This window comes from Kitasatospora sp. NPDC058046, assembly GCF_042885595.1.
GTDB lineage: Bacteria > Actinomycetota > Actinomycetes > Streptomycetales > Streptomycetaceae > Kitasatospora.
Map to the genome: position 1 here is coordinate 53,235 of NZ_JBHVRS010000033.1, position 26,329 is coordinate 79,563.

22 protein-coding genes and 1 tRNA gene are annotated in these 26,329 nt (G+C 71.3%); 17 read left to right on the plus strand and 6 right to left on the minus strand.

Going from position 1 to position 26,329, the window contains the following annotated elements; all coding sequences use genetic code 11:
• Positions 1 to 54: 54 nt before the first annotated feature.
• Positions 55 to 1,089 carry a hypothetical protein gene (locus ACFVU7_RS40755; protein ID WP_388051272.1) on the plus strand — a complete coding sequence of 345 codons (1,035 nt, stop codon included), beginning with the start codon at positions 55 to 57 and terminating at the stop codon, positions 1,087 to 1,089.
• A 101-nt stretch (positions 1,090 to 1,190) separates the two neighbouring features.
• On the opposite strand, the gene ACFVU7_RS40760 is transcribed toward ACFVU7_RS40755, so the two are convergent.
• The 3 genes from ACFVU7_RS40760 to ACFVU7_RS40770 form a co-directional block, all read right to left on the minus strand.
• Positions 1,191 to 2,702: a restriction endonuclease gene (locus ACFVU7_RS40760; protein ID WP_388051275.1), complete on the minus strand. Its 1,512-nt coding sequence runs from the start codon at positions 2,700 to 2,702 to the stop codon at positions 1,191 to 1,193.
• Between the two features lie 460 nt (positions 2,703 to 3,162).
• Entirely contained in the window at positions 3,163 to 4,404 is a 1,242-nt protein-coding gene (locus tag ACFVU7_RS40765) for a tyrosine-type recombinase/integrase (RefSeq protein ID WP_388051278.1), read from the minus strand.
• Positions 4,405 to 4,713, minus strand: a complete 309-nt coding sequence (locus ACFVU7_RS40770) for a helix-turn-helix domain-containing protein (protein ID WP_388051280.1) — start codon at positions 4,711 to 4,713, stop codon at positions 4,405 to 4,407.
• Positions 4,714 to 5,101: 388 nt separating this feature from the next.
• Between ACFVU7_RS40770 and ACFVU7_RS40775 the strand changes: the two genes are divergently transcribed.
• The 3 genes from ACFVU7_RS40775 to ACFVU7_RS40785 all read left to right on the plus strand — a co-directional run bounded on the left by ACFVU7_RS40775 (position 5,102) and on the right by ACFVU7_RS40785 (position 6,744).
• Positions 5,102 to 5,199 (plus strand) — tRNA-Lys (locus tag ACFVU7_RS40775).
• Positions 5,200 to 5,907: 708 nt separating this feature from the next.
• Positions 5,908 to 6,411 (plus strand): hypothetical protein, encoded by a 504-nt coding sequence (locus ACFVU7_RS40780; protein ID WP_388051282.1) that lies wholly within the window; start codon positions 5,908 to 5,910, stop codon positions 6,409 to 6,411.
• A gap of 87 nt (positions 6,412 to 6,498) precedes the next feature.
• Complete coding sequence (locus ACFVU7_RS40785; protein ID WP_388051284.1) at positions 6,499 to 6,744, plus strand: hypothetical protein; 246 nt, start codon at positions 6,499 to 6,501, stop codon at positions 6,742 to 6,744.
• Between the two features lie 106 nt (positions 6,745 to 6,850).
• On the opposite strand, the gene ACFVU7_RS40790 is transcribed toward ACFVU7_RS40785, so the two are convergent.
• Positions 6,851 to 8,113 (minus strand): helix-turn-helix transcriptional regulator, encoded by a 1,263-nt coding sequence (locus ACFVU7_RS40790; protein ID WP_388051287.1) that lies wholly within the window; start codon positions 8,111 to 8,113, stop codon positions 6,851 to 6,853.
• Positions 8,114 to 8,270: 157 nt separating this feature from the next.
• Here ACFVU7_RS40790 and ACFVU7_RS40795 point away from each other — a divergent pair, with 157 nt between their 5' ends.
• The 4 genes from ACFVU7_RS40795 (at position 8,271) to ACFVU7_RS40810 (ending at position 13,065) form a co-directional block, all read left to right on the plus strand.
• On the plus strand, positions 8,271 to 8,399 hold the full coding sequence (locus ACFVU7_RS40795; protein ID WP_375875595.1) for a lasso RiPP family leader peptide-containing protein: 129 nt from the start codon (positions 8,271 to 8,273) through the stop codon (positions 8,397 to 8,399).
• Positions 8,400 to 8,492: 93 nt separating this feature from the next.
• Positions 8,493 to 10,358, plus strand: a complete 1,866-nt coding sequence (locus ACFVU7_RS40800; RefSeq protein ID WP_388051290.1) for an asparagine synthase-related protein — start codon at positions 8,493 to 8,495, stop codon at positions 10,356 to 10,358.
• Complete coding sequence (locus tag ACFVU7_RS40805; RefSeq protein WP_375875598.1) at positions 10,352 to 11,074, plus strand: lasso peptide biosynthesis B2 protein; 723 nt, start codon at positions 10,352 to 10,354, stop codon at positions 11,072 to 11,074. Before ACFVU7_RS40800 ends, ACFVU7_RS40805 begins: the two co-directional genes overlap by 7 nt.
• Before the next feature lie 56 nt (positions 11,075 to 11,130).
• Positions 11,131 to 13,065 (plus strand): ATP-binding cassette domain-containing protein, encoded by a 1,935-nt coding sequence (locus ACFVU7_RS40810; RefSeq protein WP_388051293.1) that lies wholly within the window; start codon positions 11,131 to 11,133, stop codon positions 13,063 to 13,065.
• A 110-nt stretch (positions 13,066 to 13,175) separates the two neighbouring features.
• On the opposite strand, the gene ACFVU7_RS40815 is transcribed toward ACFVU7_RS40810, so the two are convergent.
• Entirely contained in the window at positions 13,176 to 15,170 is a 1,995-nt protein-coding gene (locus ACFVU7_RS40815; RefSeq protein WP_388051296.1) for a tyrosine-type recombinase/integrase, read from the minus strand.
• Between the two features lie 452 nt (positions 15,171 to 15,622).
• Here ACFVU7_RS40815 and ACFVU7_RS40820 point away from each other — a divergent pair, with 452 nt between their 5' ends.
• The 4 genes from ACFVU7_RS40820 (at position 15,623) to ACFVU7_RS40835 (ending at position 18,604) form a co-directional block, all read left to right on the plus strand.
• Positions 15,623 to 15,847, plus strand: a complete 225-nt coding sequence (locus ACFVU7_RS40820; protein ID WP_375875602.1) for a helix-turn-helix domain-containing protein — start codon at positions 15,623 to 15,625, stop codon at positions 15,845 to 15,847.
• Between the two features lie 75 nt (positions 15,848 to 15,922).
• Positions 15,923 to 17,065 (plus strand): hypothetical protein, encoded by a 1,143-nt coding sequence (locus tag ACFVU7_RS40825; RefSeq protein ID WP_388051299.1) that lies wholly within the window; start codon positions 15,923 to 15,925, stop codon positions 17,063 to 17,065.
• 50 nt (positions 17,066 to 17,115) lie between these two features.
• Positions 17,116 to 17,340, plus strand: a complete 225-nt coding sequence (locus tag ACFVU7_RS40830; protein ID WP_388051301.1) for a hypothetical protein — start codon at positions 17,116 to 17,118, stop codon at positions 17,338 to 17,340.
• A gap of 67 nt (positions 17,341 to 17,407) precedes the next feature.
• Positions 17,408 to 18,604 carry a hypothetical protein gene (locus ACFVU7_RS40835; protein WP_388051304.1) on the plus strand — a complete coding sequence of 399 codons (1,197 nt, stop codon included), beginning with the start codon at positions 17,408 to 17,410 and terminating at the stop codon, positions 18,602 to 18,604.
• On the opposite strand, the gene ACFVU7_RS40840 is transcribed toward ACFVU7_RS40835, so the two are convergent.
• A complete protein-coding gene (locus ACFVU7_RS40840) occupies positions 18,598 to 19,077 on the minus strand; it encodes a hypothetical protein (protein ID WP_181970714.1) in 480 nt (159 codons plus the stop codon). The two genes, ACFVU7_RS40835 and ACFVU7_RS40840, sit on opposite strands and share 7 nt — an antisense overlap.
• Before the next feature lie 184 nt (positions 19,078 to 19,261).
• Here ACFVU7_RS40840 and ACFVU7_RS40845 point away from each other — a divergent pair, with 184 nt between their 5' ends.
• The 5 genes from ACFVU7_RS40845 (at position 19,262) to ACFVU7_RS40865 (ending at position 26,304) form a co-directional block, all read left to right on the plus strand.
• Positions 19,262 to 20,971: a hypothetical protein gene (locus tag ACFVU7_RS40845; protein WP_388051307.1), complete on the plus strand. Its 1,710-nt coding sequence runs from the start codon at positions 19,262 to 19,264 to the stop codon at positions 20,969 to 20,971.
• A gap of 429 nt (positions 20,972 to 21,400) precedes the next feature.
• Positions 21,401 to 23,053: a helix-turn-helix domain-containing protein gene (locus tag ACFVU7_RS40850; RefSeq protein ID WP_388051310.1), complete on the plus strand. Its 1,653-nt coding sequence runs from the start codon at positions 21,401 to 21,403 to the stop codon at positions 23,051 to 23,053.
• Between the two features lie 565 nt (positions 23,054 to 23,618).
• Positions 23,619 to 23,987 (plus strand): hypothetical protein, encoded by a 369-nt coding sequence (locus ACFVU7_RS40855; RefSeq protein WP_117490168.1) that lies wholly within the window; start codon positions 23,619 to 23,621, stop codon positions 23,985 to 23,987.
• A 26-nt stretch (positions 23,988 to 24,013) separates the two neighbouring features.
• Positions 24,014 to 24,235 (plus strand): hypothetical protein, encoded by a 222-nt coding sequence (locus ACFVU7_RS40860; protein ID WP_117490170.1) that lies wholly within the window; start codon positions 24,014 to 24,016, stop codon positions 24,233 to 24,235.
• Between the two features lie 8 nt (positions 24,236 to 24,243).
• Positions 24,244 to 26,304 (plus strand): phage portal protein, encoded by a 2,061-nt coding sequence (locus ACFVU7_RS40865; protein ID WP_388051313.1) that lies wholly within the window; start codon positions 24,244 to 24,246, stop codon positions 26,302 to 26,304.
• Positions 26,305 to 26,329 lie beyond the last annotated feature (25 nt).

Genomic DNA, 26,329 nt, shown 5'->3' on the forward strand with positions numbered 1-26,329 from the left:
CGGACTGCACCATGGGAGTGACAGAGTGCTTGTACCTTGTCCGTGGAGGCGTCAGTGAGTGCCGAGCAGCCCGTTCCCTACCTGCCGCCCGTGCACCGGGCCTTCCTGCGGGCTACCGCTGCGGCCGAGAAGGAGATGGGCTTCCTGGTCGCCCAGGACGTGATGTTCGAAGAGGAGTACATCACCACGCTGCTGTGTAGCCGCCTGGTGCCCGAGGTCACTTACGTGAAGTTCTCGAAGAAGCAGGAGAGCCAGGTCGGAGGGGATTACCTCTGGTGGTGGGTCGACCGGGGCGGGGAGGCGTTCGGCTGCCTTGTCCAGGCCAAGGTCATTCATCGCAAGGGCCGGGGGTGGAAGATCGGCTTTCATCACGAGACCCGGACCGGCCTGCAGATGGACCAACTCCTCGCGTCCTCTGACTACTTCGAGGTCCCGGCCGCCTACACCTTCTACGTCGGCGATGACGCCTACCGCAGCACCATGAAATGCTCCAAGCGGCACCAGGTTGTTTCGTGCCACCAGCGACAGGGTGCTGGTGTGACGATCCTGCCCGCACTCAACGCACAGCGTACGGTCGAGAACGCGAAGCTCCGCGCGACGGCCCCGCCGAGCAAGCTGCCCTTCCTCGGCGGCTTCGATCCGATCGAGGACGTCTTCCACCACGCGGAGCCCCTCAGCAGGCTCACCGCGCCAGGCCTCGCCAACGACGACCCCGCCTTCATCCGCTACTACCGGATGCGGCTGGGCCAGGGCATGAACGGTCTGCGCGAGCTGCTGACCCCGGGGCAAATCGGGGCGCGGAAGGTCGCCCGGTTCATGACCGACAAGCTCGCCCAGCAGGCGGCTGGCGCGTTCGAGACGGCGGTCCTGCCAGACGTTCACGTCGACCAGACGGAAGTCGGCGGTCGGGTCTTCGACACGCTGCCCGGAGCACGGGGGCACTTCGGCCGCTCGTTCTTCGAGCATGTGTTGCGGGGCCTGCGCACCGGGCTCCCCGACTACGTCGAGGCAGCCCTGCGGAACCCGGCCGACGGTGTCCCTGCGCAGCTGGCCGAGCATGTCGACGGTCTGGTCGTGGTCTACCTGTAGTCAGCTGTTCCGCTGGCGAGCGGTCAACTGCTGGTGACAAAAAGGGGCTACAGCTGCTGGCTGCGGGGCGGCCGCAACCTTCGGCGGCCCCGTGGCCGCGCCTACACGAGGTCGCCGGCCTGCCAGCCCGGGGGGACCTTGGGCAGTCCGATCAGGGCGTCGATGTTCAGGTGCTCGGCGAGTAGGGACTTGAGGTTGCGACCGTTGATGAGGCGGAGGCGGCCGTTACGGTGGGCGAAGTCGTAGCTGTCCTTGCCGAACCACGAGGTGGTGACGACGATGCCGTAGCCGGCGTCTTTGTCGTGCATGACGCCGGACATGGCGCGGACGGTGTTCACCGGGACCACGTTCTTGGAGCGTTTGGCCTGGATAGCGAAGACGGTGGATCCGGTTGGGTCGGTCAGTGTCGCGACGGCGTCCACACCGTCGTCGCGGGAGCCCTGGGTGCGCCAGGTCTCGTAGCCCATGGCTTCGAAGAGTTCGCGTACCAGGCGTTCGAAGTCGTAGGGGTTCATCTGGAGCAGGTCGGGCCGGCTGTCCAGGGTGGCGACCACGGCGGTGTCGGTGGTGATGCGGTAGCGGGATAGGTCGGCCTCGACGACGGGTGTGACCGGTTCCAGGTCGTGGGGGTGCTTGGAGACGGTGGCGCCGAGCCGGTGGAGGCACTGCTGCGGGTCGAGCCGGGGCTCGTCCAGGACCAGTTCGGCGAAGTCCTTGCGCTCAGCGACGACGCTGACGACGCAGGCCCGGACGGTCTGGCCGGTCGCCCGGTCGGTGGTGTTGACGCGGCCGTTGAGGATGACGGTCTCCACGAACGCGGCCGGGGTGGCGGAGAACGCCTCGTCCAGCGCGCGCAGGGCCAGGCGGGCCACCAGTCGGGCGTAGGCCTCGTGGATCTCGGCTTGCTTGGCGGGCTGGGGGACGACCTCGGCACGCTGCGCGACGTAGCGGTAGGAGGCCACCGAGGGGACGATCTCGTGGTTGGGTAGCTCGACGTCGACCAGGAGCTGCTGGGCCTCGGGGACGTAGACCGCCTGGGCCGCGGTCCGGCAGCCCGGGGGGACAGGAGAGCGCCGCAGCAGGTCCTCGATCCGCTCGGCGACGCCCTGAGGGCCCTCGTGGGCGAAGGCCTCTTCGACGTGCGGGTGCCACGCCTCCAGGCCTTCGGGACGCAGCAGCAGGACTGATTCCAGTTCCTCACGGCGTCGGTTGCACTCGGCGGTGCTCTCCTCGGCCTGGGCCTTGAGTCGGGCCGTCTCGGCTTGCCGGGCTTGCCGTTCGGTTTCCTTCGAGGCCTGGGCGTCCGCGCGCTTCTTCGCCTCCTCCTCCCGGCGGCGAGCCGTCTGGCGCTTGGCCAACTCGGCTTCCACGCGGGCGGCTTCCTTGGCGCGGGCGGCCTCCTCGCGTTGGAGGTGCTTCTCGCCGACGGCCAGGAGCAGGGCGTGTTCGACGGCCGGGTCCACCTTCCGCTTCCTGGGGCGGGGGTGAGCCGCCGGGGCGGCAGCGTGGCCGGTCGCCTGTTGGGCACCGCCCTGCGCCTGCGCGGCTCTCGCCTGCTGCTTCAAGCGGTACGCCTCGGCGAGGATTTCCGCCACGGTCTTCCGGCGTGCCACCCAGTCCACCCCCTGGTCCACGGCAACGCGGACCCGCATGGGGGTCCGCGCTGCCTGCGCGATATGCCAGCAGCCCTACCCGGCTGGGGCCACCGGAAATCCGCCGCGCGGTGCGAGCGAAGGCCGAACCAAGCGACACTGGGGCGCAACGTGCGGGCACCACCGAGGAGATGGAACGCTCATGCGGGCGGGAGCCGGGAAGAGCCACCGTCGTGCGTCTCCACCGGGAGGTTGCACCGGTCGAGGACGGCGTCCAGTGGCACGGTGATTCCAGAGGCTCGGAGGCTGCCATGGATGTTGCGTGCCGTCTGCTCGCGGCGCAGCAGCCGGACCCAGGGTTCCGTAGCTTCTTCATCGTCTTTCACAAGCCACTTCTATAGCAGGGTGGTTGACGATGACGGGATCGCTGCTGTGCGGCGCTGGTCAGTGGGGACTTCCGATGGATGCCGGGTGAGGACGCCTACTGGACGAGACGCAGATGGCGCACTGGCGCTTCTGCTGCCGCCGATGGGTTGTGCCGGTCGGCCGACAGGTGCCTGCTGAGGGTCTGGCCGGCCTTTTCGATGGAGCTCTTGTCCGGGTGGAGGTAGCGCTGGGTCGTGGTGATGTGCCCGTGCCCGGCGATCTTCTGGAGGACGTGGATGGGGACACCGGCGTCGGCGAGCCAGGTGAGGCCGGTGTGCCGGAGGTCGTGTCGGCGCAGGTACTCGTAGCCGAGGCCGACGACGACTTCGTCCCAGTGGGTGGCGTCGCGCAGGATCGCGGTGGTGATGCGTCCGCCGCGAGGTCCGGTGAACAGGCGGGCCATGGGGTCGTTGCCGACCACGGTCATGCGCCAGCTCACGAGATCGCGGATCTCTTCGATGATGGGGACGGTGCGCCGCCGCTTGCCCTTGGTGCCCTTGTCGATGAGGCCGCCGGGGCCGGTGGTGGTCTGGCGGCACAGGTCCCAGGTCCAGTCGAAGCGGTTGATGTCCTTGACGCGGACGCCGGAAACTTCGCCGATGCGGGCGGCGGTGCAGGCGGCGAAGCGGACGATGTCACCCCAGCCGCGGTAGTGGTTGTGGGAGCGCTCGACCAGGGCGTTGGCGAGTGCGTCGAGGGCGTCCCAGTCGGCGAGGGCGAGGGATCGGGGATCGTCGAGTTCGTCCTCGGCCCTCTTGTAGAGACGCTGCCAGCCGCTCATGCGGGAGGGGTTGGAGTCGATGAGGCCGTCGCGGACGGCTTGCTCCATGATGCGCACGAGCGGGGCGAGGCTGTTCTTGACGGAGGAGATGCTGAGCCCGTCGGCGATCCATGAGTGCAGGGCCCGGTCGGTGATGCCGTTGGTGATGCTGGTGACGGGTATGTGGCCGAGGACTGGGGTGACGCGCAGCTTCCAGCCGGCGGTGTAGGGGTCGAGGGTGGTGGTCTCCAGGCCGCGCATCGCCAGGTCCCAGTTCTCGTCGCCGTACTCGGCGAGGGTCATGGTGAGGGTCTTGGGGGTGATGCCGCGTGCTGCTGCCCGCTTCATGCGGGCGATCCAGGCCTTGGCTTCCTCCTCCGTGGGGAGGGAGGAGGAAGCCGACTTGCGGCCGCCGCCGTTGGGGTCCGTCCAGCGCACACGGGCGCGGTAGCGGAACTGCGGGCGGCGGTCGGGGCGGTGCTCGATGTCGTCGGTGAGGTCGACACCCATGGGGATGAGCTGGGTGTGGTCGGGCATTCAGGCTGCCTCGGATGGGTCGGTGCGCTTCTGGGCGAGCCACAGCTGGGTGTCGGGGATGCTGTAGAGGTAGAGGCGGGGCGCGATCTGGATGAAGGGCGGTCCCTGCGGGGGAGTGGCGGTGCGCCAGCGCCGCAGCGTCGAGGGGTCGACGTTCAGCAGCGTGGCGAGTTCCTCGGTCGAGTACCAGCCGCTGTGCAGGAGGTCGAACTCCGGTGCCGGATCGGCCTCGTGCGCGGGTGTTGCGGCGACGGCCGGGGTCGGAACCGAGAGCTGGCTTGCGGCGGGAACGTGGGGTCGGGCGAGCATGGTCTCCCTCTGGTGGGGTGCTGGAGCCGTTCGGGCTCGGCCGGGCACGCCTACAGTCACCTGTCCGCCTGGACGGGCGGAACAGGGTTTGGCGTGCTGAACGGGGCAGACCGTACGTACGTGTCGTTCGTCGAAGCGCGTCGAGACTTGGCGGGCACGTTGGGTGGAAGGCGACTTGACGTCTGCGACTGCCGAGGAGGGCCAGTCGCGGCCGGGAGTCTGTGCAGGTCACCCGAGGGTGAGGAGGTGCTTCTCGGTGCCGACTGCGATGCACGCCGCGAATGGCGTCCTTGCCTGGTGGGCGGCCGGAGCACCGGGCAATGGCCCGGAGTACCCTGAAAGTGACGGCAAGCGCGGGACGGCAGCTACGGTCTGTGACAAGCGTAAGGAGTCCAGAGCCGTTGGTCCCCTACGTCGCGTCGACGCTATCTCAAGAGCTGCGGACTTTTAATCCGTAGGTTCAGGGTTCGAGCCCCTGGTGGCCCACCGACAAAGGAGCCAGGTCAGAACCCAACTGACCTGGCTCTTTTTCTTTTTTGGCTTCCTCGCGGCCCGCGTCGGTGCCTAATCACGCCTTCGTTTTGTCCTCTTTGTCCCTAAGTGGGGATAGGGCGGGGATAGTGCCCCGAGTCGCCCCCTCCGGGCCCCTTCCGCCCACGTCCGTGGCGGCCTCTCGGGCTCTATCCACACACTCAGAACCACGCTCCGTGAGCACCAGGCGCCGACATCCAGGGGGGATATGCGCGCGGAGGGCGCTCCCGCCCGCTATGGCGAGGCCCGCCATCTCATTCGTCGTCCACCGCTGTGGCTACGGAGTTCTGTATCGCCGTATGTGTGGTCGGGTAGGCGTGAGCCCGCGTAAAACAGATTCCTGGCGCTGTCCACGGCCACGCACTCGGAGTCGACCGCGGTGTCGGTAGCCAGGGCTGGCGAGGTTCAGGGTACACCCCATGCCGGGCCTCAGCTCCGCTATCTCAATACCCCGTACGTACGGCGTGCCGTATCGCCGCATGTACGGCGCGCCCGTACGGCCATCAGGTTTGACCGGACAGAATGCCGGATGGTTGGATGCAGGGTGTGGAATCTGACGAACCACCAGGCCGCGAGAGCGATTGGCCTCATGAGGCCCAAGTCGAGTGGCCACAAGCTCTTCCCTACTGCAGCTCTCGCCCTGGCACCCATCCCGGTTACTTCGTGAAGCAGGCCCGCCAGCTCCAGGAGCAGGCGGAGGAGATGATGCGGCTTGCTGTCTACGCCGAGCGCTCCTCGGGGGCGTCATGGGAGGAGATCGGCAAGCAACTTGGCGTCACCCGTAGCACTGTTCACGGACGGTACGCAGCAGGGTTCAACGAGTGGGCGAGGGGCGGGCGCGGCAGCTTCATCAAAGGCTTGACTCAGCTGCGCCGAGCCTGGGTCGACGTGGAGGCGAGGGCTTCTTTCCAGATCAGCCAGCTTCCCTGGGCCGGCATCCGTGGCGACGATCGCCACGTACGGCTTGCGGATGATGGGCCACGGCCCGATCGCCGGCTGCACTTCGCCACAGACTCCGACAGCCAGACTGGCGTGCTCCATGGAGGCCATCACGGCGAACTCCGCGTCGCCGACGACACCTCGGAGCTGCCGGTAGACGAAAGACTGCGCCGCTTGGAGTCGGCAGTTGCGTTGCTGCTGTGGGCCACTCCGCACGACGAGCGCTGAAGATCTCCGCCAGCCCCCCGACTGCTTGCAGGCGACACGGGAGGCTGGCGGCCCTGGCACCACCCCCATCGAACAAAGGAGATGCCTGTGTCCACGAGTATGCCCCGAGGGCCGGAGAATGACGAAGGGCTGGTGTCGGAGCCGATCCCTACAACCTTCCTGGAGCGGGCGTTGGAACTGCTCCCGAAGGCGGACCCGCCCGTGGTCGTCGGCCTCGTCCTGGTCTACGCAATGACGCAGAGTGTGGCCCCAGAGAAGGTGATGGGGCTGATCCTCTGCGCTGTCGCCCCGGTGATTCTCTGGCGGGTCCTCCAACGCCTGCGCTGGGTCTGATCCTCCAGCCAGCTGACCGTGGTCCGGGTGTTCGCCCGGGCCACCGGCGTTTCCGGGGCTCCTTGGCCGACGGGCCATCGGCCCGAAGGTAGTTCGGTCGGTTGCCTCACGCTGCCGTCCGGGCGGCCTTGACGCTCAGCAACAGCTCGTCGACGCCGACCACTGACCGGTGGTTGTGGAGCCGGTCGCTGATCTGAGCAACCTGGTCGGTGCACCTGGTTGCGCCGATCTGCCGGGCTGTCTCAAGTGCGCTGGAAAGTACGGATGTGGCTTCGTCGACCTGGCCTTGATGAAGCAGAGCCTCGGCACGGTAGGTCTGGAACACGGCATACGTCTTCGAGCGGGGCGTGGTGAGTAGGGACAGGCCGTGGTCGATGCGCTTCATGCCCGCACCAGCGTCACCGAGGTCGATGAGGCACCGGCCGCCGTCGATCTCGACGTCCGCTTCGCTCATCCACGCTGCCCAGCTCGGAGGGGCGTCAACGTTGGTGCGGGCGAGTTCGGCTTCGGACTTGGCCAGGTGGTGCCGGCAGGACGCGGCTTCGCCGAGGGCCGCGTGGGCGCGGGCCTTGCGCAGGTGCAGGAGTGAGCGCACCGTGGCGTGCATGGGCCGGGCGAGTGCGTGTTCGAGCAGGCGCGCGGACTCCTCGGCGTTGTTGGTCCAGAGCCCCTGGTAGGCGACGTCGGCGATGACGCTGCTGATCATGTCGCGGTCGCCGGCCGCCTTGGCGTGTTCGAACGCTTGGGTCCACAACGCGGATGCCTGGTCCTGGCGTCCGACGTCGAAGCGAGTCCAGCCGCAGGTCTGTGCGAGCTGGCCGGCAAGCCGGTTGAGCGCCACGCCGGTACGGGCGTCGTAGCGGGCGTTCTCCAGCAGGCCGGTGACGGTGGTGAGGCTGGAGTCGAGCAATGGAACCACGTGCTGGCGTTGGACGGTCGGCATGGTGGTCAGCGGCAGTGCGACGGTCCGCAGGTATTGGACGGTCTCGGTACCCACCAGCGGGCGTTCGGTGGCGGAGGCTGGGGCGGCGGCGATCGCCGGCAGGGCGGCGGCCATCCCGACGACAATGAAGTCCCGTCGGTTGAGCGACATGTTCCCCTCTTCCTCATCGGGGTGGGGCAACCAGTTCGGCCAGGGGTGCGTCACCAACATAGCCTCGGGGACGTCGAACGCGTCCGCCAGCAGGATTTGGGACTCCCATGTCGGGCGCTTCTTGTCCAGTTCCCAGTCAGATATGAGCTGGCGCGTGCATCCTGACCTTCGATCGCGCCGATTCGCTGCTTCTCTCATCCGACTGGCCAGGTCCGCGCCGCTCCAGCCGTACATTTCCCGGGCCGCCCGCAGGCGCCGCCCTCCTGGATCAGCCATTCGACCATGACAGCACCCCTTCGGGTGTCATCACAACGGGTATGCCGTATGACAACAGAGTGACACCAAACATCTTTTCGGATGGGCGAGTTGGCGGCACTCTCGTACTCAGCCGGCCACCGAGCCGGACACGGAAAATCCCCCTGCGGAGGCAGAGATGGACATCGTGATCAAGGACACCGCCGAGTACGTGACGCCGGCGCTGGACGAGCTGGGCACCGTCGTCGAGGTCACCCTCGGCTCCGCCGGCAACAACAACGCCGACGACACCCAGTACTGGTCGTAAGACCTACGACGGGTGCCCGCACCTGCCGCGCGCTATGCGGCGGGTGCGGGCACCCGCCTGCTTCATACCCATCGAGCCGAGGGAGGGCACAGCATGGCCGTGATGCGGTACGTGACGGGGGCTTTCGACACCGGGCAGCAGGACCCGGGCCAGGTTGGCTGGAAACCGCGCGGCGGAGCCGCGCTCCCCGTCACCCGCGCGCTGGGGACGGTGTGGGCCGTCGGCTTCGAGGACTGGGAGACCTCCGTCGAGGCCGCCCCGGACGGTCGGGTTGAGCTGGTGACGGTCGGCTGCTGCCTGGCGGCCGACGCAGAGCGCAGCGAGGCCCTGGAGCAGACCGCGGCGGGCCGCTGGCACCGCGCAGCCCGCCTGCCCGGCAGCTACCTGGCCGTGGTCCGCGACGGCGAACGGGTCCACATCGCCGGTGACCGGGCCGCCACGGTGGTGGTGCACTGGCTGCTGGACGGCGGCACCGTGCTGTGGTCCACCTCGGCGCTCGCGCTGGCCGCCTACCGGCAGTGCGAACCGGACCTCGCCCGGGTGCTGGCCGCGTTCAGCGTGCGCGGCGTCGACCTGCTCGGCAAGCACAGCTGCTTCACCGGCGTGAACCGGGTACCGCCCGGCCAGGCGCTCGTCCTGGAACCCGGCCGGGCGCCGCGCACCGAGCCGCTGCCCTCGGCCGGGCCGCTGGACTTCACGGCCGGCGCCGGGCTGCTGAAGGAGCGGCTGACCGTCGCAGTCGAGCGCCGCGCGCTTCTCCCGGGCCGCCTGTCCGCCGACCTGTCGGGCGGGATCGACTCCAGCACGCTGACGGCGCTGGCCGCGCAGATCACCGACCTGCTGGCCGTCACCTACACCGACCGGCACATGCAGGACGAGGACGACGGCGTGTACGCCCGCCGGATCGCCGCGGACTACCCGGCCATCACCCACCGGATCGTCCACGGCGACACGGAGAAGGTCCGCCAGTTCGACGGCCTCACCGGCCTGCTGCCGATCACCGACAGCCCGTCCCTCAGCGTGGGCGTGCTGACCGTCAAGCGCGCCCAGCTCGCCCCGGTCCGCGCCTGGGAGAGCGGGGCGCACCTGACCGGTCGCGGCGGGGACGACGTCCTGGACGCCGTCCCCACGGCCGTGCTCGACCTCTACCGCACCGGCCGCCGCGTCGAGGCCGGCCGCCGTCTGGCCGCGTTCGCCCGGGAACGCCGCTGTTCCACGGCCGCCGTGCTGCGCCAGGCCCACACGACGCTGCGCTCCCCGTACGGCCACGCCCTCGACGCGCTGGCCGACACGATCTGCGGCCGCGCGCCGTTGGACCGCAGCCAGCTCGTCGCGCCCTGGGAGTCTCTGTCCTGGTGCGGAACGCTGCCGGCCGCCGCGTGGCTGACCCGCGACGGCCGCGCCCAGGTCGCCGCCCTGCTCACCACGCCGCCTGGTTCCGAGACCGGCCCGGCGCAGCTGCACGAGCGGCTGTTCCTGGAGCGGATGGGCGAGGAGCACGCCACCTACGACCAGATCGCCCGCCAGCTGTTCCAGGTGCCCGTCCACGCCCCCTACCTGGACAACCAGGTGGTGGACGTCTGCCACGCCGTCCCGGGCTGGCAGCGGCGCGTCCCGGGCGACTTCAAGCCGATCGCGCGGGCCGCGTTCACCGGCCGCGTCCCCGGCTACCTGCTGGGGCGCCGTACCAAGACGGCGATGACCCGCACCGTCACGACCGGGATGCGCGCCAACGCCCCGATCATCCGGGCGTTGTTCAACACCTCGCTGCTGGCCGGCGCCGGACTGATCGACCCCCGCGCGGCCCGCACCGCGCTGGAGGCCGCGCTGCGCGGGGAGCCGGCCGCGCTGGCCTGCCTGCACTACCTCATCGCCACCGAGCTGTGGCTGGCCACCATCCCGACGGGCCGGGACACCTGGTGGGAACCGAACGAGGAACACGAGGAGATCACGTGGTGACGCCGACCGGCGCGGTCCACTCCTGCACCAGTGCCTGGGGTACCGCTCTGATGGACACCCGCCACGGGCCCGGCACGTGGCGCTTCCTGGACCCGGTCGGCGCCGATCTGTGGCGGGCGGTCACCAGCGGGGTGCCCGCCGAGCAGGCCATCGACCGGCTTGCCGCGCACTGGCAGCAGCGTGGCCAGGATCCGGACACCGTCCGGGCCGACCTCGCCGCCGTGCTGGCCGCTCTCCGGAAGGCCGACCTCCTCACCCCGGCCGACCGGCCCACCGAGGCGGACGACGCCGAGCCGACGGTGCACTTCGCCGCCCCCGTACCCACCGGCCTGGGCCTGCGCCTGGCCGCGCCGGTGGCACTGGCGGCCGCGCTGGTGCTGCTGCGCCTGCCGATCCGGTACGGCGTCGCCGCCGCCCGCCGCACCGCCACGCTGCCGGCCCGCCCGGCCACTGTCGCGCAGGCGCAGGCCGCGCACCACGCGGTGCGGCGGGCGGCGCGCTGGTGGCCGGGCCGGGTGGCCTGCCTGGAGGAGTCGCTGGCCGCGTTCCTGACCGGCGCGCTCACCGGCCGCCGGGTGCGCTGGGTCCTCGGCGCCACGTTCCTGCCCCGCGGCGCCCACGCCTGGACCGAGGCGCACGGCGAGATCATCGGCCAGGAACCGGCCGACCGGGTGTGGCACTACCTGCCGGTCCTCCAAGTCGGCCCGGCCGCTTGAGGATTCGCCACCCCGAAGACCCGTTACACCCGTTCGGGTGAATCGTTGGCCCCGGCATGACGACCACCCGACAGCCTGAGGCCGGCCCCGGCCAGCGGCGACGCTCCCTGTTCCGTACGCGCCGTCCCGACCTCGCCGACCAGGCGCTCCCGCAGTACAGCGTCGCCGCCGAGCGGCACGACAGCGCCGGCACCGACGGCCTCGCCACCGTCCTGCGGCGCCTGCCGCACCTGTGTGCCATCGTGATCCGGCTCGCCTGGCAGGCCGACCGGCGCGCGGTCAAGCTTCTGGCCGCCCTGCTGCTCCTCGGCGGGATCCTCACCGCGACCACGCTCTACGCCACCCGGGGCGCCCTGATCCCGCTGTTCACCACCGGCGCGCTGGACGAGCGGCTGCGAGGCGCCGCCCCGGCCCTCGTGCTGATCGCCGCCGTCGGCATCGCCCGCTCGCTCGCGGCCGCGGGCACCACCGCCATCACCGCCCGGATCGGGCCGCGCGTGGACGGCCTGGCCGAGATGCGCTACCTGGACGCCGCCACCCGCGTCCCGCTCGCGGCCTACGACGACCCCGACTGGTGCAACCACGCCGAGGCCGCGAACAGGGCCTCCAAGGACACCCGGCTGATGGTCGACTCGATCGCTGCCACCGCCGCAGGCCTGCTCGGGCTGCTGGCGGCCGTCGGCATTCTCGCCGCCCTCCACCCGCTGCTCGTCCCGCTGCTGCTCCTGGCGGTCCTGCCCCGTGGCGCGGCCGCGGTGCGCGCCGCCCGCGCCGAGCACCTGGCCGAGCGGCACACCCTGGCCGACCGGCGCCTTCGGCACACGCTGATGTTCCACACCGCCGGGCGGCCGACCGCGCTCGACGTACGCGCCAACACCATGCGGCCGTGGCTGCTCGGCCAGTTCTCCACCCTCGTGGACCGGCTCGACCAGCACGCCCGCCGCGTCGGCGCCACCACCGCCCGCTACCAGCTCACCGGCGACGCACTCGCCGGCGGCGCGATGCTCCTGGTGTACGGGACGCTGCTGTGGCTGGTGGTCGCAGGCCAGGTCCCGCTCGCCGCCGCCGGGACCGCGGTCGTCGCCGTCCAGACCAGCCGAATCCTGCTGGCCAGCCTGGTCGCCGGCCTCAACACCACCTACAGGGTGGGCCTGTATCTCGGGGACTGGGAGGACTTCATCCACGACGCCGAGCAGAGGGCCCGCCCCCTCCTGGAACCGGTCGACGTACCGGCCGACCCGCAGGTGATCCGCGCCGAGGGCGTGACCTTCTCCTACAACGGCTCGGAGGCGGCGGCGCTGCGCGACGTGAACGTGACGGTCCGCCAAGGCGAGGTGCTGGCGATCGTGGGCGCCAACGGGTCAGGGAAGAGCACCCTGGCCAAGATCTTGGTCGGCCTGTACCACCCGGCCGAGGGCGCCGTCACCTGGGACGGCGTGGACCTGGCCGCCGCGCCACCGGAGCAGATCTGGGCCCGGCTGGCGATCCTGCCCCAGGACATCGCCCGGTGGCAGACCGACGCCCGCCAGAACATCACCCTCGGCACCGACCACGACGACGACGCGATCCTCGCCGCCGCCGCGCAAGCCGGCGCGGACGAAGTGCTCGCCGGCCTGCCGGACGGCCTGGACACCAACCTCGCCCCCTCCTACTGGTCCGGTCGGGACCTGTCCCCCGGGCAGTGGCAGCGCCTCGCCGCCGCACGTGCGTTCCTGCGTGCCGACGCCCCCGTGCTGGTCTGCGACGAACCGACCTCCGCCCTCGACCCGCTCGCCGAAGAGGCGATGTACGAGCGGATCCGGCGCCTGTCCAAGGGCCGCACCGTCATCCTGATCACCCACCGGCTCGGCTCCACCCGCACCGCCGACCGGATCATCGTCCTGAACAAGGGCACCATCACCGAGGAAGGCACTCACGAGACGCTGCTCGCGGCCGACGGCGGCTACGCGGCGATGTGGCGCACCCAGGCGCAGACATACGGCGATCAGTGAACGCACCATCCCCGGTCGCCCGTTCGGTACGTCAGGCAGCCGGGGATGGTGAGACGGGCAGTGTCACCCGGCGGCCGGCTCCCGGGCCGTCGGCTGGGTGCCACGACGACCTACCCCAGAGGGTGGTCGTCGTCGGCCTCGGGAGCGCTGGCGGGCCGCAGCCGTCCGGCCTGCTCCAGGGCCTGCTCGAAGGCGGCCTTGACCGCCTTCTCGTCCGTACCGCGGGCCACGACTTCGATCGTGCCTCGCAGGCCGTGACGTAGCTGTACGGAGCTGACGGCGGCCTGGTCGGTGTACAGGTCGCGCTCGAACTCGAAGCAGGGCTGCCCGATGAGCGGCAGTTGATAGATCACCGAGCCGGAGCGCCGGTCGACGCCGGCCACGGCGGAGTGCAACTGCTGGTGTCGGGGCCGACGTTCCCACAGTTCCCCGCGACCGTGCCAGGGGGTGCGCTTCTTCGGCAGGATCGCGGGCCGTTCCCTCAGCCCGGGGCAGCCGTGGACCAGGAGTTCGTTCCACAGGTCCACGATGGCCTGCGCGTCCTCAGAGCTGGTCATAGCGACCTCGATCCCGCCGAGCACCAGCAGGTACACCAGCGGGGCGCTGGTGCTGCTTCGGGACTTCACCGGGACGAGGGCGGCAGCCTTCTCGGCGCTCTCGCGGTCCAGGGACGGCAGGACGGAGGTGTAGGTATCGGCGGTCAGCACGTACGTGGCGTGGCCGAGTACCTCCTGCACGACCTTGAGGTCCGCGCCGGCGCCGAGCAGCAGGGTGGCCGCGAGATGGCGAAGGTCGTGCAGGCGTACGGGCGGCAGGCCCAACTTGGCGCACAGCAGCTCGAACCGGTCGGTGAGGTAGTCCGGGTGGATCTCGGTGCCGTCCTCGCGGACGAACACCTTGTCGGTCACTGGCCACGGCCGCGCGGCTTCGGCCGCGTCGCATCGGGCCTCGGCCATCCGCTCCCGGTGGTCTCGTACCTCCCGGAGGGTGTGGCTGTCGAGGGCGAGCGTGCGCTCGCTGTCGGCCTTCGGCTTCTTTCCGAGGAGCTTGCCGTCGACGGTCACCACCTGCCAGTCGACCGTGATGACCGCCGTCTCGAGGTTGGCCTTCGGCCACTCGAAGCCGGCGCCCTCGCCACGGCGCAGCCCTCGGAAGATTGCCAGGTGCCAGAACGCGCGCAGCCAGTCGTTCTCGATGCCGTCGAGGAACTGGCCGGCCTGCTTCGGGGTCCACACCATCACCTTCGATGGCTTCTCGCCGGTGCGCCGCCACTCCTCGACGCGCTCCGGCGTCCACAGCAGCGCCTTCGGCCGCTTGCCGGAGGGCAGGTCGACCAGGCTTGCCCAGTTCCTGCTGACCTGGCCCTTCTTGACCGCTGTCGTGAGAGCGGAGCGCAGGGTCGCGCGGATGCGCTGCATGGTCGCTGGGGAGACGATGCGCATCTGGGCGTGGGGCTTGCGCCCGGGTATCTCCGGCGCGGGCACCGGCGGAGGCGGGGCGTTCCTCTTGGGGCGGCCCGGCTTGCGCCCGTACAGGGCCTTCCACTCGGCGTACTCGGCGCGGGCCTTGGCGATCACCGCGAGCTCGTAGGCGATGATGACGTTGCGGGCCTGGATCGCGTCGAACATGTCGGTGATCGGCTCGGCGGTCAGGTCCTCCAGCTTGATGTGGCCGAGCGCGGGGATCAGGTAGATCCGGATGTGGCTCTCATAGGAACTGACGGTCGTCGGCTCCAGGGTCTTGCGCTGCTCAAGCCACTTCATCAGGTACTGGGCCACGGTGGTGCGGTGGTCGATCACCTCGCCGCGGTCGACCTTCGCAATGGCCTTCTTCAGAGCGGCCACCGCGGCGTCCTTGTCGGGGTAGCCGCCCTTGTGGTCACGCTTGGGCTTGCCGTCGGCGCCGGGCTTGAGCTTGAGGTAGTACCACCACGTGCCGTGGGCCCGCTTGCCTCGCAACTTCTGGCAGTGGGCGCCAAGTTCGCGCATCTTCGGCTTTCCGCCGGCGTCCAGGACGGGCTGCCTGGTTTCGTCCAGGACGGGTTCGCGGCAGGTGCAGCGGCGGTACACGGACCCGGGGGTGTCGTTCTTCTCGCGCTCGCTCATCTCTCTCAATCGGCCCTCAGGCCCCGTTGGTTGGGGCGAAGGTCGCGGCATGCCCACAGTCACCAAGGCTGTGCTGGTCAGGGCACAGGCCGGTGTGGCGGTGGGGAGTTGGCCGTGACCGTACGGCCGATGGCGGCGTTGGGTCGCGTCGAGGCTGGACGGGGTCAGCCGCGTGGCCGCCGACATGGACGGGCGTGGACCGGGGTAGACGAGGAGGAAGCCGGGGTGTCGCCGTCGTGCGGTCGTTGCCCTGGTATCGGGTGGTCGAAGACGGTCGGCTCGGGCGGTATGGATTCCCCGGGGAAGGCCGCCATTCGCGGCTCGCATAAGCGCTGACCTGCACGGATGTGGCCTTCGGTGTACTGGTGCAGCCGGTGCGGCACATACAAGAACTGCCCGCACCGGCCGTGGACGGCGGGACGGTAGGACCCGGCGCAGACCACAGTGCGGGCATGACGACGAGCCCCGTTCCCGCCCTTCCTGACCCGCAGGTCCAGCCGACGATGACCGTGCCCGAGGCCGGCCGCATCTTCGGCCTTGAGCGTGCTGCCAGCTACAACGCCGCCCGGCGCGGCGACATCCCGACGATCACGGTCGGCCGTCGCGTGCTCGTGCCGACCGCGAAGCTGCGCGTTCTCCTGGGCCTTGATGCCCTGGCCACCGACACCGCCGCCTGAGCGCCGCCGCCTCGCCCTGATCGTCGTGTCGGCCTGCGGACCCGGCACCCCACACCTTGGTAGGAGACCACCGGCATGCCCTGGTTCGCCGTCGGCGACAGTACGGACGACCACCCCAAGATCCTCGCGGCAGGCAACGCGGCCACCGGGCTGTGGGTGCGCTGCGGCGCCTACGCGAGCGCCCACCTGACCGACGGGGTGATCCCCGGAGCGGTCGCGGTGAAGAACGGCACCACCACCCAGATCGCCAAACTGCTCGCCTCCGGGCTGTGGCACGAGGCCGGGCACGCGTGCGCGCGCTGCCCTCAGCCCCGGCGCGGCGACTACGTGATGCACGGCTACCTGGACGCCAACCCGAGCCGGGGCCAGGTCCAGGAGCGGCGCCGGCGCGCGGCGGAGAAGAAGCGCCAGCAGCGCAACCCGCCGTCGAGCGGCGACGATTCCGCCGACGACCAGGGACCAAACTGTGCCCCGTCCGGCGAGGACTGCGCAGGCCAGCAGCCGGCGTCCCCAGGGGACGTCCCGCGTCCTCGTGCGCGCCCGGCCCCTCCCCGCCCCTCCCACAGGGAGGGGGCTGGTGTGGGTGGGGAAGGTGCAAGTGGGTGGGGGCCGGCAGCGTGCCGCCTCCCCCTGCCCGATGGTTTCCGGCCGGAGGCTGCGGGGTTGGCGTGGGCGGCGGCCGACGGTCACCTGGACCGGCTCGGCGGCCCGGCCGGGCTGGCGGCCGTGACGGCGGCGTTCACGGACTGGCACCGGGGCCGCGCCACCCTCGGCGCGGACTGGCAGGCCCTGTGGCGCAAGTGGGTTCGCGAGCAGCGGGAGCAGCCCGGACTTCCGGTGCCCGACCGCCCGGCCAGGCCCGGCCGCCGGACGGCCCGCCGAAGGCCGGCCCCGGCGGCGCAGGTGAGCGTCGCCGACCGGCTCGCCTCGATCGAGAACGAGATTTCCCGCGACCAGGAACCCGGTCCCGCCGGCCGGCCGTTGACGCTGCTTCCCGCGCCTTCGGGTGGCCGGGACCGGCCCGCAGGCGCGGCCCCGATGCCAGGGCAGCGGCCGCTCATGGCCGCGCTGCCCGGAGGCCGCGTGGCCGAGCCCGACCCGCTGGAAGTGCTGGAGGCGATCGCCGACCACGGCCAGGCCCACGCCGTCGCCCTGTTCGGCTGGCGGCAGGTGGCGGCCCTCCTCGTCGGCGACACCGCGTCAGCCGAAGAGGCGTGAGCGTGCTGCCGACACGAGGACTCGCCCGGTGCCGCCGGTGCGGAACGTCCGTGCACTGGACCATCACCGCCGCAGGCGCGCGGCTGGCCGTGGACGCGAACCCGAGCGCTCTGGGCAACACCGCGGTCTACCGCGACGGCACCGGCACGATCCGCTCGCGCCGACCGAGCGCGGACCTGCCGCTGCTGCCGTACGAGCGGCTGCACCTGCCGCACGCGGCCACCTGCATCGCGCTGTCGCTGGAGAGCAACCCTTCGAGCCGTCGCGTGTCTTGACGGTAAGGAGACGAACCAGCCTGCACGTCCAGCAGGCCGGTCGAGAGCAGAACGGGAGGAAGGGCGCGTGGCACAGGAGTACGAGACGGTGCTGGCAGCACTGCGCCGGTGGGGAAACGTCCGGCCGACCGAGGGCGGCTGGCTGGCGCGCTGCCCCGCGCACGACGACCGCCAGGGCTCCCTGCTGGTGCTCGCGGCCGGGGACGGGCGGGTGGAACTGGACTGCCTGGCCGACGGGTGCGAGACGCAGGACATCGCGGCGGCGCTGCGGCTGGGCCCGGAGTACGTGGTGGTCGCGCCGCCGGCGTTCGATGACGGCCCCGGCTGGATCTGGCCCGGGTACGTGCCGTCGGCGGGCCTGAGCCTGATCGACGGCGAGGACGGCGTCAGCACCTGGGCGGTGGCCTTGGACGTCGCGGTGCGGGCGGCAACGGCGGCGGCCCTGCCCGACGGGCAGCAGCTCCAGGCGGCGCGCACCGTGCTGGTGCTCGCATCGCCGCAGACGGCGGACCGGACGGCGGAACTCCTGGCGGCCTGCGGGCCGGGCGGCGAGCGGGTCGAGGTGGCCCCGGTGCTGGGCGGCCGCGGTGGGCGGCGAGGCCTGCGCCTGCCCGGCGACGCCGACCAGATGGAACACCTCCTGCGCGAGCGCCGGCCCGACCTCGTGGTGGTAGACCTCATGACGATCTGCCCCTACCGGGTCCCCGTCGAGAAGGCGATGCAGGTGCTCGCGGAACTCGCGCAGCGCGTCGGCACGGCCGTCCTGGCCGTCCGGGACGCCTCGAAGCGTGCGGGCTGGTCGTCCACGCGCAGGGCGATGGAGGCGGCGCGGTCCTCGCACGCGGCCGCGGTGCACATGGCCGTCCACGGCGTGGACGGGGCGATGGCGCTGGTTCCGGTGGCCAACAGCGGCTGGGCGGTCATGGGCGGCTTGCAGTTCCACCAAGCAGGCCGGACCCGGCCCGTGACGTGGAGCAGCCGCTGCGCGCGCGGCCGCGACGAAGCAATGACCGGCGCGGACCTGCTGCGGCGACGCCCGGCGAGCACCAGCGCCTACAGGCTCCTGGGCCGCATGCTGGCCGCCGGCCCGGCACCGGCCCGGGACGTGCTGGCGGCTGCGGCGGCCGTCGGGCTCGCCCCGCGCACAGTGCAGCGGGCGCGGCGCCAGCTCGGGGTGGTGGCGTCGAAGGCGGGAGGCGGCTGGGTGCTGTCCCTGCCGGGCCGGGGCTCCTCGGGCGGAGGAGCCCCGGGTTCAGGTCAGTGACTCGGCTCGGGGCCGCGCGGGGTGCTCGGGGTCGGGGAGGGCGCCGAGGTCGGCAGCAGGGTGGTGATGGCGGTCGGGGACGGGGCGGGGGCCGTGACCGTCGGGGCGGTCACGACCTGCGTGGCGGTGACGGTCACGGTGACGGTCGGGGCGGGCTCGGTGATCGTGACCGCAGGGGCAGTGACGGTGACCGTGGTGGGCGTCCCGGGCAGGGTGATGGCGGCCGGGCTCGGGGCGTCGGCGGGGGCGGGGCAGACGGGCGCCGGGGAGAGGTCGGCCAGCGGGGCCACGGCGGGGGCCGCCGGGGCGGTGGCGGGCAGCGGCTGTGCCGGGGTGGGGCTGAGGGTCACGGCCGCCGGGTTGGCCGGGGCGGTGGTGGGGTGGGTGCTGATGGCCATGCCGGTGGTGAAGGCGGTGGTGAGGGCGAAGGCGACTGCCGCGTGACGGGCAGTGATCCGGTTGGTCGGGGCCATGGTTGGTCTCCTTGGGGTTGGGGCCGGGGGTTCGCGGTCCCCGGCTGGCGGTACCAGCCTCGCAGAGAAGTTGACTCAGGTCCATAAAAAAGAGCAAGGTAAATTCCTCGGGGACTGCTCGGTGCGACACCCGACCGCTGGTCCGGCACCGTGGCCTGCCAACCGACATGACCAGGAGGGCCACGTGACCAAGCCGCTGCCCGCGGTGCCCGCGTCCCGCCCCGGAAGGCTTGGCCGCCGCCTCTACGCGGAACTCGCCGCCTCGGCGCCGGCCGTCCGCCGGCGCTTCTACGCGACCCTCGACACCGGCGACTGGGCGCAGGTCCTCGCGGCGGCCGACGCCGAGGCCGGTACCCCCTACGCCCTGTGGGCCGACGACCCGGTCGGGTTCGTGGAGGACGTGCTCGGCGAATCCCAGTGGAGCCGCCAGCGGGACATCCTGGAGGCCCTGGTCGACCACCGCCGCGTCGCCGTCCCGAGCTGCTTCGGCTCCGGCAAGACCCACATCGCCGCCCGCGCCGCCGTCTGGTCCTCCGTCGTCCACCCGCCCGGCACCGCACTCACGGTCACCACCGCCACCCGGGCCCGCCAGGTCCAGCGCCAGATGTGGCCCCACATCCGCCAGATCGTCGCCCGTGCGGGCCTGCCCGGCGAAGTCGGCGTCGCCCAGTGGAAAATGCCCGACCGCCACGGCTCGGACACCGTGGTCGCCTACGGCTTCAGCGCTCCGCCGCACGACGAGTCCGCCGTCCAGGGCATCCACGCCCCCCGCCTGATGGTCATCGTGGACGAGGCCGGCGGCATCGGCCGGATCATCGGCGCCGCGATGCGCGGCCTGCTCACCGGCGAGCACACCCGTGCCCTGCTGATCGGCAACCCGCCCACCGACGACGAAGGCAGCTGGTTCGAGCAGACCTGCGCCGACCCCGCCGTGCGCGTGCTGCCGATCAGCGTCCACGACACCCCGCTGCTGTCCGGTGAACGCACCCGGCGCTGCCGTGCCTGCCCGCCCCAGGCCCCCGTCCACCTGCTCGCCACCCACCTCGTGGACCCCCAGTGGGTGGAAGAGGCCGTCCGCGACCACGGCGAGGACGCGCCCTTCGTCCAGGCGAAGGTGCACGCGAGGTTCCCCCGAGGGGGCCAGGCCCGCGCCATCCCCTCCTCCTGGGTCGAGCGCGCCAGCGACAACCCCGAACCGGACGGCCCGGACTACGTCGCCCTCAACGCCCTCGGCCTGGACAGCGAAACCAGCACCCACCGGGTACGGCGAGGCGCCTGGGTCAGGCTCGGCGTCGACGTCGCCGCCGACGGAGGCGACGAGTTCGCCATCGCCCGCTCCGTCGGCGACCTGGTCGAGCTGCGCCACGCCACCGCCGGCCAGGACAACGCGGACGCCGTGGTCGTCGCCGGAGTCGTGCTGCGGGAGATCAAGGCCGCCCATGACCTCGCCGCCGCGCTCGGCAGCACCGCCCCCGTACGCGTCAAGATCGACGGAGTCGGCATCGGCTGGGGCGTCGCCGGCCTGCTGGAAGCCTGGCGGCGCGAAGGCCTCCACCACGCGGAGATCGTCACCGTGCTCGCCAGCGAGAGCACGGGCCGGGACGACGAAGCCGCCACGCTGCGTCCCTCCAACAAGCGGGACGAGATGTGGCTGGCGATGCGATCGCTGCTGTCCCCCCACGGGCAGGGCTCGCTGCGGCTGCGCATCGACCGCCGCACCCAGGCCCAGATGTCCGCCCCGAAGCTGGAAACCAACTCGGGCGGACGTACCGTCATCGAGTCCAAGAGGTCGATGCGGCGACGCGGGGTCAGCTCGCCCGACCGCGCCGAGGCCGTGTTGCTCGCCCCCTACGAGCCGCAAGTCGGTCGCCGCCGTGTCCGGGTGATTGCCTGACGAACAAGCAGTAAATGCCTGGTCTACGGGAGGCGAATTGGATGCCAATCCGACGGTAATGCATGGCCCAACTATTCCCGTTGACATGGGACATGGGCCGGGCTTTGATGGCAAGTCTTCCGGAACGCGGTCAGCCAGAACTGGTGGGGGCAGTCGCCAGTTTTGGCATGTCCGCGTTCTGTCGGTTGAGCGCGCGATAATCCATTAAGAGGGGGGACCATGCCATCGCTAAAGCGTCTCACCGGGATGCTCGAATTCGGATTGACGGAATTCCCGGACACGCCGCCACACGCACTGGCCCGCAACATCACCTCCGTGCGGCCCGTCCGCCCCGGGGACCGTCCTCGGGCATCCGGCGACCTCTCGACGACCCTCGCCATCGCAGACCTGGATCACTGGGCCCCGACCGACCCTGGCTTCGAAGAACTCGTGAGCCGCACCGCCGAAGCCGGCATTGCCGCTCTGGCCGTCGTCTCCACCGCCGGCCGCGTACCCGCGGGACTCGCCGACGCCCTTCGGCACTTGCGCGTGCCGCTGCTCACCCTGCCCACCACAACCTCGTGGGCCGATCTTGCGGACGCGGTGACCCGTGAGTGCGTGATCGACCTGCGCCACGGCGCCGAGTGGCGCGACTGGCTGCTCGGGCAGGCCCGTCCCGCACCGGACGTCCGCCGCTCGGGCCGCATCGTGCGGTGGCTGGCCACCGAGACCGGCGGCCGGGTCGTGCTGATCGGACGGGACGGAGCTGTTGTCGCCATGGCTCCGCAGCGCTCGGCGGGCAAGCTCGCCCCGGTCGCCGACAAGATCCAGGAGATCGCGGCCGGCCGCATTGAGTCGGCAGCCCTCGAGAGCGACGGCGCCGAGGTGCGCCTCGTTGCCGTCGGCAGCACCCGCCCGCGCGCCGTCCTGGCCGTCGTCAGGGAGCCGCCCTTCGACCGTCACCTCCTCACCCAGGTCACCAACCGCACCGCTGACCTGCTCTCCCTCCACCTCGCGGTCGAAGACGCCGACGCAGCGATCCAGAACCAGCAGTCCGCAGAGAGGGAACTGCGCGTCGCCATCCTGGAACTGCTGATGACGGGCGAGGTCCTCAAGGCCCGCCGTACGGCAGCCCCGGTCTACCCGGGCCTGCTTGACGCGGCGGCCGCCCGGGTCTACATCCTGGAGGCCCCGCCAAGCGAGCGAGACCGCCTGTACGACGAGTGCCGGCGAGCCGTCGACAGGCTCTCCCTGGTCGTGCAGTGCCCCATCTACGAGGAGCACCTGGTCGTCATCGCCCCGCAGCCGTGCACCGTCACGGACACCGACGACGAGATGGACACGGCGCTGCGCCGCCTGGTCGCCCTACGCCCCGACCGGTACCTCGGAGCCAGCGGGCTCCGGCTGATCGCCGAGACCGACCAGTCCCACCGGCATGCCCTGAGGGCCCTTGCCCGGGCCCGGATCGACCGCACCCGGACCGCGTACTACAGCTCGCAGGGGAGGCTGCCAGAACTGCTCAACCGGCTGTACCCGGGCTGGGCCACGGCCGTGCTGCACCCGTTGCTCCGACAGGATCAAGCGGATCGCGACATGCTGCTCCAGACGCTCACGCTCACGCTCCAGTCGTCGGTGAGAGCGGCTGCCGAGCTCACCGGTGTCCACCGCAACACCGTCGCGAACCGCGTGCGGGCCGCAGCGACCATCCTGGGGGTCGATCTCGAAGCCCTCCGCGACCGGGCGGTGGTGGCGGCCGCGTTGGAGGCGCTGTTCCTGGACGAGTACGTCGATGAGGGGACGCACTCTGGACCGGCCGACCTCCAGGACTATCTGGCCCACCCCGAAGCGCAGGCCTGGGGGCAGGACTTCCTCCAGGTCCTGACGGAGGAACTGGTCGACACCCTGAAGGCGTGGGTCCTGGCCGACGGTGACACGGCCCGCATGGCCGGCGCCCTCAGGATCCACGCGCAGACCGTCCGCAAGCGGCTGCGCATCGCTTCCCGGTTCCTCCAGCGGGACCTGCTCGGTCAGTCCGCCGACGCGTACGACGTCGTGCTGGCGATCGCCGGTGAGTTCAACATCCCCCTGCCGCTCTCGCGTTGACGGCCCCACCCTTGCGCCGACTACGCTAAGTGACATGCGCTACTGTCGGTGTTCACTGTGCAGCGGTGATACGCCTCCTGTGCAGCGGGCAGATTCCGCATCGGCCGCACACCATCTACGGTCGAGTAGGGGGGAGATCCCCAATCCGTAACTCTCGGAATGGAGGGGAAACTTGCGCACACCAGCCGTGCTGACTCATCATCAGCACGCAAATCGGATCACGAATCGACGTGCTGCCGTACGCCGTCCGGGTGCTTGGGGGAGCACCGTCGGCGAAGCGGGGGGGAGCACAAACCCGATCTCGCGCGAGACCGCGCACGGGGCGACCGCCCTGCCCCGAGCCGAAGGCGCCACGCCGACGCACACGGCCCTCGGCCGACAGGTGCACCAGGCCCAAGCCGCCCAGCTGGAAAACGGCATACCCGTCTACCAGTACTGAGGACAACGCCCCTTCGGGTACCGCCCGAAGGCCGCACGGGCGCACAGAGCGCCACGCAGAGACGAACAACCGCTGCTGCCGCCGGCGCCCACCCACACGGGCGCCTGCTGGCGAGGGGAGTGCAGCTTGAACACTGACAGCACGACGACCGACGACAGCAACACCGACCTCCACGAGTGGGTGATCGCCGCGTACGTCCCCGTGGACACGCAAGGCGCAGCCTACGCACGCCGCCGCGGCGTCTACCGCGTCCCGGCCACAACCAAGATCCGTTCCGCAGACGTGATCTGCATCCGCTGCCGCAGGCCCTACGACGAGGTCTGCGAAGACCCGTGTGCCGGGGCCGACCAGATGCTGCACGGAGGGCCCATCGGCACGCGCAAGCGCCGTCCCGCCCCCGAGCATCGCCACCAGGTCGCCGCGGCCGAGAACTTCCGAAAGCCGGACCCAGGGGACGCGGGCAACCGCAAGCGGGAGCAGCCGCCGGGACGCTAGGCACCGAAGTGCCTAGCCTGCCTGCCGTGACCGTACCCAGCAGGCACCAGCCCCACCTGACCGACGACGTCGCGCACCTGACCGCACGCCGGGTGCGCGACGTCGTCGCCGTCGTCCTACTCGCACTCGGCACCATCGGCCTCAACGTGGCCGCCTACACCACCGACCCCCGCCTCGGCCTCGCCGGCACCAGCCTGCTCGCGCTCTCGGCCGCCGCCGTCCTCGGCCACCACAACGAGCAGCAGTAGGAGAACGCATGCCCCGCCGCTGGTTCCCCACCCTGCGCCGCCCCGCGCCGGCCACGAAGTCCACTGCGGACTACACCCTCGGCTGGACGCCCGCAGGCGTGGACCGGGCCCGTCCGTGGTCCGTCGAACGCGCGGTGCGCGACGGCATGGAACGGGCCGTGTGGATCTACAAGGCCGTCGACACGATCTCCAACCACGCCGCCGACCGGCCGCTACGGGTCCGCCCACGCAGCGGCACCTCCGACGAGCCGCTACCTCCCCACGACGCGCACCCGCTCTACCGCGCGATGAACATCAGGGCCAACCCGGCCGAGGGCGCGTGGACCTTCAAGAAGCGGGTCAGCATGCAACTGCTGCTGTCCAAGCGCGGGGTGTTCCTCGAACCGACGTTCTCGCGCGGAGGCGACCTGCTGCGGATCGACCTGCTGCCACCCGGCCGCACCCGGCCGGTACCCTCCACCGGCAGCGACCTGATCTCGCACTTCGAGACCGTCACGATCACCGGCGAGCTGCGCCACCTCGACGTGGAACGTGTGCGGTGGATCCGAACCCCCCACCCGCTCGACCCCTACTCCGGCATCACCCCGCTGGAAGCCGCCGGCCTGAGCGCCGACCTCGACTTCTTCACCCGCCACTACAACCTGTCGTTCGTCAACAACGACGCCAGGCCCGGCGGCGTGATCGGCATCGACGGCGACATGGACGACGACGAACTGCGCCTGCTGCGCGCCAGGTTCGGCACCGGGCCGTCCGCGGCCGGCTCCTGGACAGTGCTGAACGGCGGCAACGTCACCGTCACCGACACCTCCGTCACACCCCGGGACATGGCCTACGAGACCGTCGCCGCCCTGTCCAAGATCGAGCTGCTCGCCGCGTTCGGCGTTCCGGAGTCCCAGCTCGGCAACGCGTCGGGCAGGACGTTCGACAACGCCCGGGCCGAGAAGACCACGTTCTGGGAGATCACCATGCCGCCGCACCTGCGGCTGATCGCCGACGCCTTCCAGGACGACGCCGGGGACGACAACGAGGTCTACTTCGACACCTCCGACATCGACGTGCTGCGCGAACCCCGCACCAAGCGCCTGTCCGAAGCCCGTGAGGAAGTCGCCGCCGGCGTCCGCTCGATCCGCTCCTACGCCGAACTCGCCGGATACGCCGACGAGATCGATGACACCCCCGAGACCCGGGCCCTGTGGCTGGCCTCCGGTCGGACCGCCCTGCCCGCCCGCACGGCAGATGCTCCGGCCCTCGGGACCACGACGCCGCCCCCGGTGCCGGCCACGGGCAAGACCTTGGCACCCGCCGCCGACCTCGTCTTGGACGAGACCGCGGCCGACTCCCTCCGGGGCCGCCTGGACGACGCCCTCCAGACGCTCACCACCCGCTGGACGGAACGCACCGTCGCCCGGCTCCACTCCCCCCGGCACCGCAAGGACACCCGGCACTGGGACGACCGAGGCGGCACCACCGATGCCGCCACCGGCATCAAGGGCCTGCCCGTCGACCAGGTGATCGACATCGCGACCTGGCAGCAGGAAGCCGTCCAGGCCCTCCGGCCCCTCATCGAACAGGCCGCCACCACGGCCGTGACCGAGCTCCACGCCGCCCTCGGGTCGACCGGCACCGCCACCGCCGCCGTCTGGCCCACGATCGCCCCGCTGCTCACCGACTGGCTCGCCAAGCAGGCCCAGGCCCTCGCCGACGACATGGCCGGCTCCGATCGGGAGGGCAAGAACCTGGCTGACATCGCCGAGGCCACCCGCGACTGGGGCCGCTCCCTCGCGAACCGGGCGAGCGTCAAGGCAAGCCACCTCGCCACCGTCACCGTCGAGAGCGCCCGTGACCAGGCCGCCGCCGCCAGCGCCCGCACCGGGCTCGTCCGCCGCTGGGTTGCCCACGACGACGGCCGCACGAGGCCCGACCACGACGCGGCCGACGGCCAGACCCAGCCCTACGGACAGCCCTTCACCATCGGCGAGGACCTGCTACGCCACCCCGGCGACACCGCCGCCCCGCCCGGGCAGGCCGTCAACTGCCGATGCCGCCTGGCCTGGAGGCTCGAACGCTGACCGCCCGCCCGACCTGCAGACCGCG